This window comes from Mesorhizobium sp. WSM4815, from assembly GCF_055811575.1.
Map to the genome: position 1 here is coordinate 108,944 of NZ_JBVVQS010000090.1, position 13,504 is coordinate 122,447.

At 62.8% G+C, this 13,504-nt stretch carries 11 protein-coding genes; 1 reads left to right on the forward strand and 10 read right to left on the reverse strand.

From position 1 onward, the window contains the following. The first annotated feature begins 4 nt into the window (after window positions 1–4). A complete protein-coding gene (locus AC0L2B_RS13005) occupies window positions 5–856 on the forward strand; it encodes a citryl-CoA lyase (RefSeq protein ID WP_473745604.1) in 852 nt (283 codons plus the stop codon). Here the strand turns inward: AC0L2B_RS13005 and AC0L2B_RS13010 are convergent. From AC0L2B_RS13010 to AC0L2B_RS13055, 10 genes are all read right to left on the reverse strand, one after another. Next, window positions 832–1,341: an NUDIX hydrolase gene (locus tag AC0L2B_RS13010; protein WP_128185848.1), complete on the reverse strand. Its 510-nt coding sequence runs from the start codon at window positions 1,339–1,341 to the stop codon at window positions 832–834. The two genes, AC0L2B_RS13005 and AC0L2B_RS13010, sit on opposite strands and share 25 nt — an antisense overlap. Window positions 1,342–1,470: 129 nt before the next feature. Continuing rightward, window positions 1,471–1,737: a hypothetical protein gene (locus AC0L2B_RS13015; RefSeq protein WP_084646721.1), complete on the reverse strand. Its 267-nt coding sequence runs from the start codon at window positions 1,735–1,737 to the stop codon at window positions 1,471–1,473. A gap of 372 nt (window positions 1,738–2,109) precedes the next feature. Continuing rightward, window positions 2,110–3,564, reverse strand: a complete 1,455-nt coding sequence (locus AC0L2B_RS13020; protein ID WP_473521128.1) for an HlyD family type I secretion periplasmic adaptor subunit — start codon at window positions 3,562–3,564, stop codon at window positions 2,110–2,112. Next, entirely contained in the window at window positions 3,561–5,321 is a 1,761-nt protein-coding gene (locus tag AC0L2B_RS13025; protein WP_473745606.1) for a type I secretion system permease/ATPase, read from the reverse strand. Before AC0L2B_RS13025 ends, AC0L2B_RS13020 begins: the two co-directional genes overlap by 4 nt. Window positions 5,322–5,399: 78 nt before the next feature. Continuing rightward, the gene (locus AC0L2B_RS13030) at window positions 5,400–6,638 is read right to left on the reverse strand and encodes a CAP domain-containing protein (protein ID WP_473745607.1); all 1,239 of its coding nucleotides are present in this window, start codon (window positions 6,636–6,638) and stop codon (window positions 5,400–5,402) included. A gap of 482 nt (window positions 6,639–7,120) precedes the next feature. Further along, window positions 7,121–7,813 carry a response regulator transcription factor gene (locus AC0L2B_RS13035; protein ID WP_473745608.1) on the reverse strand — a complete coding sequence of 231 codons (693 nt, stop codon included), beginning with the start codon at window positions 7,811–7,813 and terminating at the stop codon, window positions 7,121–7,123. Continuing rightward, window positions 7,810–10,524, reverse strand: a complete 2,715-nt coding sequence (locus AC0L2B_RS13040; protein WP_473745609.1) for a DUF4118 domain-containing protein — start codon at window positions 10,522–10,524, stop codon at window positions 7,810–7,812. Before AC0L2B_RS13040 ends, AC0L2B_RS13035 begins: the two co-directional genes overlap by 4 nt. Window positions 10,525–10,593: 69 nt before the next feature. After that, the gene (gene kdpC, locus AC0L2B_RS13045; protein WP_473745610.1) at window positions 10,594–11,163 is read right to left on the reverse strand and encodes a potassium-transporting ATPase subunit KdpC; all 570 of its coding nucleotides are present in this window, start codon (window positions 11,161–11,163) and stop codon (window positions 10,594–10,596) included. 12 nt (window positions 11,164–11,175) lie between these two features. Then, window positions 11,176–13,269: a potassium-transporting ATPase subunit KdpB gene (gene kdpB / locus AC0L2B_RS13050; RefSeq protein ID WP_473745611.1), complete on the reverse strand. Its 2,094-nt coding sequence runs from the start codon at window positions 13,267–13,269 to the stop codon at window positions 11,176–11,178. Beyond that, window positions 13,266–13,490: a hypothetical protein gene (locus AC0L2B_RS13055; RefSeq protein WP_473494314.1), complete on the reverse strand. Its 225-nt coding sequence runs from the start codon at window positions 13,488–13,490 to the stop codon at window positions 13,266–13,268. The genes kdpB and AC0L2B_RS13055 overlap by 4 nt, the downstream gene beginning before the upstream one ends. Window positions 13,491–13,504: the final 14 nt, after the last annotated feature.

Here is a 13,504-nt window from a genome sequence, read left to right on the forward strand (position 1 = left end):
GAACATGAGCAACGTTGAGAAAAAAACCGGCCGCGAGCGCGGTGAGGAATGGTGGCAGACCGATATCATCGAAATGCGCCCTGGCGTGATCCGGCTGCGTGGCTATGAGATCCAGGACCTGATCGGCCGCGTCAGCTTTCCGGCGATGATCTGGCTGATGCTGCGCGGCGAACTGCCTGGCGAGGAGCAGGCGGCGCTGCTCGGTATCGCGCTGGGGGCGGCCGTCGACCACGGGCCGCAGGCGCCGTCGATCGCCATTGCCCGCATGGCGGCCACCTGCGGCGTCGGCATCAACAGCGCCATGGCTTCAGCCATCAATGTGCTTGGCGACGTGCATGGCGGCGCCGGCGAGCAGGCGCTTGCCTTCTACGGCGACATCGCCGCGGCACTGGACGCAGGCGTGACGCTTGCCGATGCCGTCGCGTCGCGGCTCGATCGCTTCTTCGCCGAGGAAAAATCCTATGTGCCGGGGCTCGGCCATCGCTTCCACCCGCACGATCCGCGGGCGCCGCGTCTCATCGAGCTGACCCGCGATTTTGCCGCGCGCGGCGTCGTCAGCGGACGTTTCGCCGACATCGCCGAGACTGTCGAGGCCGAGGTCGCGCGGCGCAAGGGCAAGAAGATCCCGCTCAACATCGACGGCGCCACCGCCGTCATCTATGGCGAGCTCGGCTTTCCGCCGCCGCTGACACGTGGCCTTTTCGTGCTGTCGCGCTCGGTCGGCATCTTGGCGCATGCGTGGGAACAGTCGCAACAGAGCGACCGCAACAAGGGACCACTGCCGCGCGAATGGTTGTGGGCCTATACGGGCACGCCGGTGCGGCCGTTTCCTCAGGGAGAAGACGACGCCAAATGAGACCTTGGTTCAAGTACGCCAGCGGGCGCTGGCTGGGGAATTTTCAGGTTCTTCAGCAGCGTTGAAAGATCGGGCTCGTCGATAAGGACGGCTGCGTCTTCCGGCGCCAGCCATGCCCGCTGCCGCCTTTTGGCTTCCTGCCAGTTGGCCAGTTCCTCCGTCACCGCCAGCAGGTAGACGGTGACGTCGACGCGGACGAAGCGGTTCGTCAGCCGCTTCCAGTAGGAATAGGTGCCGGCCGGCTGCTTCAGCGTCTTGCCACGGACGCCGGCTTCCTCCCGCGCTTCGATGGTGGCTGCCTTGGGCCCACTCTTGCCCTTCATCGGCCAGCCCTTGGGCACGATAAAGCGCCTTGTCGATATCGAGGTGACCAGCATCACCTCGACGCCGCCATGCTTGCCCAGCCGAAAGGGAATCGCCGCGACCTGACGGATCCGCTCGCCCTTCCTCGCCTTGCGCACGACCTTCTTCTTGGTGGCTGCCATTGCCGACGATCCAATCAGGGCAGTGCCCAAGCGCAAAGGCACGTTGCGAAAATCAAAACTGCCTTTGATGCTACTTTAAGTAGAGCGGCGTTCAAGCATATCAGCTAAATAAATGAAAACGCCGGGCCATCAGCGGCAGACGCTGATGAAGCGGCTGCCCGATCGCCGCAACTGGCAAGTAGGCGCCATCTGCGGGACATCTGGCCGTTGCGGCACGACCACGCGATCCTGGGCACGGAACTGCTGTTGCTGCTGCTGAAATTGCTGCCGTCGCAGCCTGTTTTCCAGCATCTGCAATTCGCCTTGCAGGACCACCGTATTGCGATTGGCGGGAGCGACGTTCTGCGCGGAGACAGCCGCGCCCGACAGCATCGCTGTTGCCAGGGTTGCCGACATCAAGATCGTCGAAAGGCGAAGCGGCGACATCCATCCATTCCCTTACGAAACAGAACCGTGGGCCCGCACGAAACAGAACCTTGCGATTATATAGGGCGTTTGTCTGATGATGCCATGGATTAAAACCCCACGCCGGAGCGGAAGTGGCTGACTAGCCAGTCAGGGCGCAAAGCCCGTGGACCGATGTGTGCTGGCGAAGGGCACCAATACGAGGCCGACGACAAGAAGCTGGAGAGCATCCTGCGGTTCCATACCTTTCAGGCCTGGCTTGGATAATTTGAACCGCAACATCACACAGTTGAAAAACTCGGCATGGCCGGGCTGCGTTCCCCGGAGCCCTGGCCACGGCACGGCGATAGGCCAGCCGCGCGACTATTCGCGGAATGCGCGGCTGATCTGGTCGGTCAATGGCTTCATCAGAAACGAGATGACGGTGCGATCGGTCGTGCGCATGAACGCCTCCACCGGCATGCCTGGCTTGAGGCTTTCCGGATCCAACGAGCCAAGCTTGCCTTCGTCAAGCCTGATCCGCACGCTGTAGTAGGATAGTCCGTTCCGCTCGTCTTCGACGAGGTCGGGAGAAACCGTTGCTACATGTCCTTCGATTTCCGGCGTGACCTGCTGGCTGAACGCCGACAGCCGCAGATGGACAAGCTGGCCGGGCTGGACCTGATCGATGTCTTGAGGCGCGATGCGTGCGTCCACAGTCAATTCGTCAGCGGTCGGGACAATCATCATAATTGGCTCGCCGGTCGTGACGACGCCGCCGACCGTATGGATCGCAAGCTGATGCACCCGTCCGTTCTGGGGTGAACGAATATCGGTCTGTCTAAGCAATTCCTCCGCGGCGATCTTTCGCTCTGCCAATTCTGTGGTTCGCGCCTCCGTTTCGCGTAATTCTTTCGCGACCTCGCTGCGCCAATCCTGCTGGATCTGGATGATGGCCATTTCTGTTTCGCTGATTCTGCCGTTCGCTTCGGCTATCGCAGCGACGAGTTGGCCGCGCCCTCCCTCGATCTGAGCCTCGCCCCGCTCCAGGTCCAGGAGTCGCGACCGCTGGACGAGTTTCTTTTCCCAAAGGCCCCTGACGCCCTTGATCTCGTCGCGGACCAACGCAATCTCGTGCTCCTTGGCCGCCCTTTGTGCCTCGAGGCCCGCTATCTCCTCCTTGAGCTGGCTCACCCGTTGCCTGCGTTGCTCGATTTGGGCACGGTAAGCTCCCCGGCGCAAAGCGAAAAGTTTCTGCTCCCCGCCGATCACACGCGCCACATGTCCAACAGAGGAGCGGCTGGTGAGATCCTCGGAAAAGGCTATCGCCTCGGCACCCTCACGCTCCGCTGTGAGGCGTGCCTCCCGCGCCGAGAGTTCGTCCAGGTTATTGGTTATGACGGCGAGATTGGCGCGTGTAAGCGTGTCGTCGAGACGGAGCAAAATATCGCCTGCTCTGACTTCATCGCCGTTGCGCACGTTGATCTCACCCACAACGCCGCCGCTTGGATGCTGAACCGCCTTGACGTTGGATTCCACTGCGATATGGCCGGTAGCGATGACGGCGCCTGACAATTCCGTCGTTGCGGCCCATGCACCAAGGCCGCCGACAAGCAGCGCCACGGTTGCGGCGCCAAGAAGCATATACCGGCGAAGGGATAAGTCGTTCTGCGTCGGCTGCGATCGCACATCGGTAGGGAGGTTAGCCCGAACGAACGGCAGCCCGCCGATTTTGCCCTTGACGCCGGCCAGATGGCTCGCTCCGGCACGAATATGCGGAATCATCCCCCTCACGCCGTTACGCGCGCCAAAGAACGATCGATCATGAAATAACGTCATCCTGATGCCTTTTCCTCCGGGGCAACTGCTTGAAGCGTTCCCACGGAGGCACTCCGCGTCGTGCCCCGGATGACCAGATCCCTCGCCCCAAATGCGTGCTGACGGCCGGAGTCGAGAACAAGTAAAAGGTCCACTGCCGCCAGGGCGCTTGGACGATGGGCGATTACGACAACCACGCCGTGCCGCTGTTTGACTGCAAGGATCGCCTGGGTCAAAGCCTGCTCGCCTCCAGCGTCCAGATTCGAGTTCGGTTCATCCAAAACAACGAGGAAAGGATCACCATAAAGCGCGCGGGCCAGTCCAATGCGCTGCCGCTGTCCTGCTGAAAGCGATGCGCCGCCCTCGCCGATCTCGGTCTGATATCCGCGAGGCAAGCGCAGGATCATTTCGTGCATGCCCGCGGTCTTGGCCGCCGCGATAATGGTTGCCGGATCCGGAGAAGGATCAAAGCGGGCAATGTTTTGAGCAATGGTGCCTGCGAAAAGTTCGACATCTTGCGGCAGATACCCGATGTGCCGCCCCAGTGCCTCAGCCGGCCACTGTTCGATGGCGGCGCCGTCCAGGCGGATTTTGCCGCGCGCTGCCGGCCAGACGCCGACGAGCGCCCGCGCCAGTGACGATTTGCCCGATGCACTCGGACCGATGACACCGAGCGCGGAGCCGGCGCTCAGCGAAAACGTAATGTCCTGTACAACAAAACGGCGCTCGCCTGGCGGAACGACGCCGATCCCTTCAACCGAGAGTTCGGTCCGCGGCGGCGGCAGCTGCAAGCGATCCTCTGTGGCAGGGAACTCCCTGAAAAGTTCGCTCAGCCGATGCCAGCCTTGCCTAGCGGCAAGAAAGTTCTTCCAGTGCGCAATTGCGAGTTCGACTGGCGCCAGCGCTCGCGCGGTGAGAATAGAACTTGCGATGATGATGCCAGGCGTGGCTTCCTGGCCGATCACCAAATACGCTCCGATCGCGAGAACGACTGATTGCAGCAGCATCCTAAAGCCGCGGGAGAGCGCGCCGAATGAACCCGTGACATCGCTGGCGCGCATCTGCGCCTGCCTGTATTTACCGTTTGCTTCCGCCCAGCGCGAGGCCATAGTGGATCTCATGCCCATCGCTTCGAGCACCTCGGCATTGCGGATGCTTGCCAGTGCGATATTGCTGCGCGCTCCGGCATATCCAGACATTTCAGTTGCTGGACGGCGGACCGTTTTCTCCGTGAGCACGGTCAATGCCAAAAGCAGGATCGCCCCAATCAGCGCAGCCAGGCCGAGCCAAGGATGGAAGGCAAAACAGAGCGCGAGATAAAGCGGCATCCACGGCAGGTCGAAAAGAGTGGCGGGACCACCGCTGGCCAGGAAACCGCCGATTTGATCGAGATCGCGCACCGGCTGCATGCCCTCGCCCGAACGGCCTCTGGCCAAGGGCAATTGCGACATCACGCGGTAGGTCCGCTCACTCAGGCGCTCGTCGAGTCCGCTGCCGATACGCGCCAGCACCCGGCCGCGGATCGCGTCGAGTGCACTTTGAAAAACATATAGAATCGAAATCAGCAGGACCAGAGCCACCAGCGTCGGCACGCTACGGCTGGGCAGGACCCTGTCGTAGACCTGCAGCATGAACACCGAGCCGGACAACATCAGCACGTTGATAAGGCCGCTGAAACCCGCCACCGCCAAAAAGGCGCGCCGGAAATGCGCCAGGCAGGCAGCCAATTCGGACTTCGCCCTCGGCGGGCGGAGCTTCTCTGAACCAGATTGTGACATTGATGTCCCCTCGATCAACCGCATGCGTCAGCAGGCGATGGGGGCCCATAACTGCAGGCCCGCATCGTCCGGCATTGGCTACGCGGCCTGATCGGCGATCACGCTGTTGTTATGCGCAGACAGTTGCTCGATGAGTTTCGCAGCCAGCGCGTCGGCATCGCCCGCTTGCGTATGTGCATACTCTGCCCAATCAAAAGCCGGTCTCGGATCGCCCGCATTTGCTAGCGCGGTCGACGCATTGTCCCGGACCTGCTCGATAGCGTCGTCGAGTTGGCCCCGAGCGTTCCCGAGTTGTGGAAACACGATGTTATCGCCGTCAAGCGCCACCTGTGCACCACTCTCCTTAGCCGTGCCAGGCGTTCCTTCAGCCTCCTCATGTTCGGCTAGGGTCTGGTCAGACCGGAAGTTTGCGCCCTGTTTGCCGAAGAAGTTTGCAAGCCACTGGGAGCCAGAAACCGGCTGGCCAGAGTCCGGCTGGCCAGAAACCGGCTGCCCAGAAGCCGGCGGCGTTGTCGGGGCCGGTTCAGCTGGCGCGGTTGGCGTCGGGGCCTGCTGCGGCGCCGGATCGGAAGCCGCAGGTTCATCCTGAACGGCGGCGACGGATCCCTGCTTCGGATCGACGAGATCGAGTTTGACGTTCTTGCTCCCGACAGAGACGGTGCGCGCCGAAGCTTCGATGCCCGCCCCCGAGAAGGTTACTGTGTAGGAGCCCGGCTTGAGCGCGAGGTCATAGCCGCCAGCGGCCGTGGTCTTCGCCGTAAACGTCGTGCCCGTCGAACTCTTTGCCGTGATGGTGAGACCGGATAGACCTTCACCGGGATCGTAGAACCTGTCCCCGTCCTTATCGTCGATCGCCACACCGGTCAGGAACAGGTCTGATCCGGTCTTGCCGAAATTCTCCGTCACGAAACCGCTGGAGCGCCCCCGGTAATCGCCAACCTCGAATCCAAGCCCTACCTCGCGGAAGTTGCCGTTGAGGATGTTGGCACGATGACCCGGGGAGTTCATCAGGTTGTTGTGCAGGAGCAGAATCTCGTCATTATAGCCTGTCGGTGACCTGGTCGTAGCCCACGCGATGTTCTCCCCTGTCGCCCAGGAGCCGGCGAGGGTGTAGCCAGCCGCCTTCATGCGCTGGGTGGGCGAGGAGCCTCCCGACCCCGTGTGAGAAAAGGTGTCGGTTGCAAGCATCCATCTGCTGTGCCCCTCAGCCGACTCGCTGAGATCATTGTCAAAGGCCAGCGGCTGCACGCCGGCCTTAGCCCTTTCCGCGTTGATAAGTTCAAGTAGATATTGTTCTTGTGCGCTATGTTGCGGCATTAGGTCGTCGCTCCACTGTTTCGTTTTTGGACGGTCCCGCCAAGTTGTAGAATTTCCCCAATCACGCTTGGTAAAAGCCGACTGTGGCTAACCTGCGGCAAGCAGCTGTTAACCATGATTTTATTAAAGAGAATTTGTGGGGATGCGATAACACAAAATTTCATATTGTAATGCAACCAGCAAGTGTGACATTCAATTATGCGCGTTCTCGCGATGCGCGACGTGCGCGCCAGGCCGTGACGAGTTGCGAGAGTGGCGGCCGCGGCTATGCCGCCGGCAAGAGTTCGGGTTCTCGTCCTTTATGCGCATGCCGCCGGCATCCAGATCGGGACGGCGCCCGGTCCTGTCCTGAACGCCTCGCGTCGGCTTCGCCGTGCAACCGGGACGCTTGGTTGTGGAGCGCTGGATCAGCTGCAACAGGCGGCTGATGGTAGACGCGCGCCCCGCAGTGGGGTTAGACGGGCCCGCCCGCGGCCCTCGCTTCAGTCGACTTCGCGCAGGCGGTATCCGACGCCGGTTTCGGTGGTGATGTAGCGCGGCTGGTCGGGCGTTTTCTCGATCTTTTGCCTGAGCTGCCGCACATAGACCCTGAGATACTGCACGTCGGTCGAATCGCCCCAGACCTGCCTCAAAAGAAACTGGTGGGTGAGAACCTTGCCGGCGTGCTGCACGAGGATGCGCAGGATGTCGTACTCCTTCGGCGAGAGCTTTATCTCCCTGTCCTCGATCATGACGATGCGCTTCACCAGATCGACCGTGAGATCGCCGGTGTTAAAGACCGGCTTCTCGCCTTGCTGCTGGAACTTGTGGCGGAGCGCCACGCGGATGCGCGCGACAAGCTCGTTCATGCCGAACGGCTTGGTGATATAGTCGTCGGCGCCGAGATCAAGTGCCGAGACGATGCCGGCCTCGTCGGTGCGGCTGGAAAGGATGACGACGGGGACATCCAGGCCGTCGTCCCGCCATTTGCGCAGCAATTCGTGACCGCCTATGCCGGGCAGACCGAGATCGAGCAGGATCAGGTCGGGCTTTTCCGTCTCCACGAGTTCGATCGCCGTCCTGGCGTTCGGCGCCTCGCTGATCGCATAGCCCTGGCTGCCAAGGCCGACGCGGAGCAGCTTGCGGATCGGCGGTTCGTCATCGACGACCAATATCCTGACGTCCAGATTCGTCATGGCTGCTCATCCATGTCGGGGTCTACATGTTGGTCTGCCGGTACCGGCATTCTGATGGTAAAAACCGAACCCGAGCGGTCGGTTCTGTTGGCCGCCGAAATCGTCCCGCCCATCGCCTCGATGAAGCCACGGCAGATCGAGAGCCCAAGCCCGGTGCCGGCACGGACCTGATCGCCCTTGCGCACCCGGTGGAACGTGTCGAAAATGCGCTCCAGATCCGCCGGCGGAATGCCTGGCCCCTCGTCCATGATCTGCAGGATGACGGAACCATTGTCGGCCCAGCCCTGCAGGCGGATCGTCGAACCAGGCGGCGCAAATTTAGCGGCATTGTCGAGGAGATTGAACAGCGCTTGCTCGAACAGGACAGGGTCGACCCTCAGCATCGGCAGATCCGTGGGAATGTCGACTTCGGTCTTGTGTTCGCCAATGATTTTTCTGGCTCGATGCAAGGCGGTGCCAACAATGTCGCCGACATAGTGGAACGCGTAGTTCGGCTCCATCGCACCGGATTCGATCTTGGTCATGTCAAGCAGATTGGCGATGAAGCGGTTCAGCCGTTCCGATTCGTCGAGCACGGTCGACAGCAGGTCCGCCCGGTCCGTTTCGGGAAGCGCCGGTGCAAATTCCCGCAATGTGCCGGCGGCGCCCATGATGGCGGCAAGCGGCGTCTTCAGGTCGTGGGAAATCGAGGTCAGCAGCGCCGACCGCAGGCGGTCCGCCTCGGCCTCGAGCTTGGCCCGGTCGACGTCGGCAACAAGCTGGATGCGTTCGATGGCGACTGCCGCCTGGTCGGCGAGCGCGTCCAGCAGGCGCTGCTGCTCGGGCGTCAACAGCGGACCTTGCTTGTCGTTGTCGAGGCCGACCACGCCGACAGCGGTGCGCCCGGTCCGCAACGGCAGATACAGGCGTCTTGCTCCGGGAAGCGTGTCAGCGCCGCGGCCCGCGGGACGATCGTGCTCCCAGGCCCAACGGGCGGCCGCGATGTCGGCCTCGGCCAGCGTGTCGTCGGGTGGGTAACCGGCCTTGACGGTGATCGTGCCGTTTTCCGGCAGCAGCAGCACCACGCGCAACTTCAGCATCGAAGCTATCTGGAAGGCAGTCGCCCAGAGCACGTCGTCAAGCGTGCCGGCGCCGGCGAGCTTCTTCGAGAAGAGATAGATACCTTCCGTGGCGCGTGCCCGCGAGCGGGCAGCGACCGCCTGTCGCTGCACGCGCACTGTCAGATTGCTGGCAATGACCGCAACAACCACGAAGGCAGCCAGCGCCACGATGCTCTCCGGATCCTGGATCGTCAGCGTGTAACGTGGTTCCAGGAAGAAATAGTTGAAGGCAATGGCGCTGACGACGCAGGCATACAAAGCCGGCCAGAGACCCCCGGTCACCGCCGATGTCAGAACCCCGATGAGAAAGATGATCGCCAGATTGCGGACGTCGAGAAACTGGTGGAGAAGGACGGCGAAGGCGAGCGAGCCTACAACGTAGGCCGTGGCCTTGAGATAGGGCCAGATCTCGAATTGCCATTGCTCGTCCGCCGTCTTGACGGCCCTCGACGTCGCCTCGGCGTTGCGTTCGTTTCCCGAAATGACATGGACGCTGATGTCGCCGGCATGGCGGATGAGATCATAAGTGAGCGAGCCTTCGATCAATTCCCGCCAGCGCGATCGGGTCGGCCTGCCGATCACGATATGGGTGAAGTTGTTGGCGGTCGCATGGCGAACGATGTCCTGCGCGACGTTCTGGCCTGGAATGGTCGTCACCTCGGCGCCGAGTTGCTCGGCAAGGCGCAGCAGCGTCGCCAGCCGATCCTTGGCCTCCTCGGACGTGGCGGCTGAACGAGGGGTATCGACGTGAAGCGCCGTCCAGGGGGCGCGGAGCCGGTCGGCCAATCTCCGCGCATAGCGGACGCGGGCCGCCCCGCCCGGACGCGCGTCGACGCAGACGAGAACCCTTTCCCCCGCCGCCCAGGGTCCGGGTATGGCGTGGGCCTGCATGTGGGTCAGCAACTGCTCGTCGACGCGCTGGGCGGTGCGGCGCAGCGCAAGTTCCCTGAGCGCCGTCAGATTGCCCGGCGAGAAATAATTCTCGATCGCGCGCCGGGCGGTGCTGGGGATGTAGACCTTGCCTTCCTCGAGTCGCTTGATCAGGTCGTCGGGCGTGAGATCGATGATCTCGATGTCGTCGGCCTGATCGATGATGGAGTCTGGAACCGTCTCGCGCACCCTGACGCGCGTGATCTGCGCCACGACATCGTTCAGGCTTTCGACATGCTGGATGTTGAGCGTGGTGTAGACGTCGATGCCGTGCGTCAGGATTTCCTGAACGTCGAGATAGCGCTTGGGATGGCGGCTGCCCGGCGCGTTGGTATGGGCAAGCTCGTCGACGAGGACCAGCGCCGGCCGCCGGGCAAGGATGGCATCGAGGTCCATTTCCTCGAGGGCGCGCCCCTTGTAGTCGACCCGACGACGCGGAATCACCTCATAGCCGTCGACCAGCACCTGGGTTTCCTTGCGGCCGTGCGTCTCGACGACGCCGATCACCACGTCCACTCCGTCGGCCAATCTTGCACGGCCCGACATCAGCATTTCATAGGTCTTGCCGACACCGGGTGCTGCACCCAGAAAAATCCGCAGACGACCGCGCCCCTCCCGCTCCGCACGGTCAAGCAGGGCGTCGGGTGAGGGTCTGGTTTCGTTGCTTCTGTCGTCCGGCATCACAATCGATCATGAATGGCGCCGGGGATGGTGTCGATCCCCAGCCCACCACTCATTGCTTCCCACCATTCATTGCCTGGTGGCCTCGTCCAGCGCCAGGTTGAGCGCCAGCACATTGACCACAGGCTCTCCCATCAAACCGAGTTCGCGGTCCTCGACGTGGCTGTCGACAAGGGATTTGACCCTGGCTTCATCGACGCCCCTGGCCCTGGCCACCCTGGCGACCTGGAAATAGGCGGCCTCGGGGCTGATATGCGGATCGAGGCCGCTGCCTGAAGTCGTGACCAGATCGATCGGCACCGGCTGGTTCGGATTTTCCACTTTCAGCCTGTCGGCATCGCTCTTGACGCGGTCGATCAGCTTGGCGTTGGTCGGCCCGAGATTCGAGCCGCTCGAAGCGGCGGCGTCGTAGCCGTCGCCGGCAGCCGACGGCCGGCCATGAAAATAGCGCTCGCTGGCAAAAGCCTGGCCGATCAGCTCGGAGCCGACGAGCTTGCCGTCCCTCTCGATCAGGCTGCCATTGGCCTGGCGCGGGAACAAGGCCCGGGCGATGCCGGTCATGCCGATCGGATAGATCAGGCCGGTCAGGATGGTGAAGAAAACGATCATGGTGATCGCGGGTCTGATTTGCTTGAGCATGGACTTGATTCCCTATGCGAGGCCTAGCGCGGTGATGGCCATGTCGATCGCCTTGATGCCGACGAAGGGGGCGACGAGGCCGCCGAGGCCGTAGACAAGAAGGTTGCGGCCGAGCAGCGCGCCGGCGCCGACGGCGCGATATCTGACGCCTCTTAGCGACAGCGGGATCAGCGCGACGATGATCAGTGCGTTGAAGATGATAGCCGAGAGAATGGCGCTCTGCGGCGTTGCCAGATGCATGATGTTGAGCGCCTGCAGCGGACCTGACGTCTGCCCCGGCGCGATGTAGAAGACGGCGAATATGGCCGGGATGATGGCAAAATACTTGGCCACGTCGTTGGCGATCGAGAAGGTCGTCAGCGAGCCGCGCGTCATCAGCAGCGCCTTGCCGATTTCCACGATCTCGATCAGCTTGGTCGGATCGCTGTCGAGATCGACCATATTGCCGGCTTCGCGTGCGGCGACGGTGCCGGTGTTCATGGCGACGCCGACATCGGCCTGCGCAAGGGCAGGCGCATCATTGGTGCCGTCCCCGCACATGGCGACGAGCTTGCCCTTGGCCTGTTCGTCGCGGATGAGCTTCAGCTTGTCCTCGGGCGTCGCCTGGGCAAGGAAATCGTCGACACCGGCCTCCGCCGCGATCGCCGCCGCCGTCATCGGGTTGTCGCCGGTGATCATCACCGTGCGGATCCCCATCTTGCGCAGTTCGGCGAAGCGCTCCCTGATGCCGCCCTTGACGATGTCCTTGAGATGGACGACGCCGAGCAGGCGTCCGTCGCGCTCGACCGCAAGCGGCGTGCCGCCGGATTTGGCGACGTCGTCGGCGATCGCCTGGAGATCGCGGACGGTGTCGCTGCCGGGGCGCGTGCCATGCGTAGCGACCGTCGACTGATTGACGAACGCGAGCACCGAATCGACCGCGCCCTTGCGAACCGAAGAGCCATCGATGTCGACGCCGCTCATGCGGGTTTGCGCGGTGAAGGGCACGAAAGCGGCATGCAGTGCTGCCATGTCGCGGGCACGGATGGCGTATTTCTCCTTCGCCAGCACGACGATCGAGCGGCCTTCCGGCGTTTCGTCGGCAAGCGAGGCCAACTGCGCCGCGTCGGCCAACTCCTGCTCGGTGACGCCCTTGACCGGGCGGAATGCCGTCGCCTGGCGATTGCCGAGCGTGATCGTGCCGGTCTTGTCGAGCAGCAGCGTGTCGACGTCACCCGCCGCCTCGACCGCGCGGCCCGACATCGCCAGCACGTTGAACCGCACCAGGCGATCCATGCCGGCGATGCCGATGGCCGAAAGCAGCGCGCCGATCGTCGTCGGGATCAAGGTGACGAACAGGGCGACGAGGACGGTCACCGAAATGGTGCCGCCCGAATAGGCGGCGAAACTCGGGATCGTTGCCGTCGCCAGCACGAAGATCAGCGTCATGCCGACGAGCAGGATGTTGAGCGCGATCTCGTTGGGCGTCTTCTGGCGCGCAGCGCCTTCGACCAGCGAGATCATGCGGTCGAGGAAGGTGTGGCCGGAGGCCGCGGTGATGCGCACGCGGATCCAGTCGGACAGAACCTGCGTGCCGCCGGTCACCGCCGAACGGTCGCCGCCGGATTCTCGGATCACCGGAGCCGATTCGCCGGTGATCGCCGCCTCGTTGACCGAAGCGACGCCTTCGATCACCTCGCCGTCCGACGGAATGATGTCGCCGGCCTCGACGAGCACCACGTCGCCGACCTTCAGGCTGGTGCCTGGCACCAGCTTGAACCTGGTGCGGTCGTCGCCGCTCAACAGCTTGGCCTGGGTCTCGGTGCGAGCCTTTCGCAGCGAATCGGCTTGGGCCTTGCCTCGGCCTTCGGCGACAGCTTCGGCGAAGTTGGCGAAAAGCACGGTGAACCACAGCCAGATGATGATCTGCAGCGAGAAGCCGAGATCGCCGCCGCCGGTGACAAGATCCTTGACGAACAGGACTGAGGTGAGCGCCGAGACGACAGCGACGACGAACATCACCGGATTGCGCATCAGGGTGCGCGGGTTGAGTTTCCTGAAGGCGCCGTCGACGGCGGGCAGCAGGATACGGGCATCCATGATGACAGCGGATTTGGACTGGCTCATTTGGTGGCTCCAGTATCGATGTTGTTGACCGGTCGATCATCTGCCGAAAGCAGATGCGGCAGCCCGGAGGCCAGCAGCCAGACCACGATCATGACTGCCGCAATGCCGAAGAACGTGGACAAGGTCGGAAAAGGCGGCGGGGTCGGGAAAGGAGGCGGGGTTGCCCCTTTCCGATCGTCTCGATGCCGAATCTTGCGACGTATGGTTTCGAGCCAGGACATGACATTGATCCAAG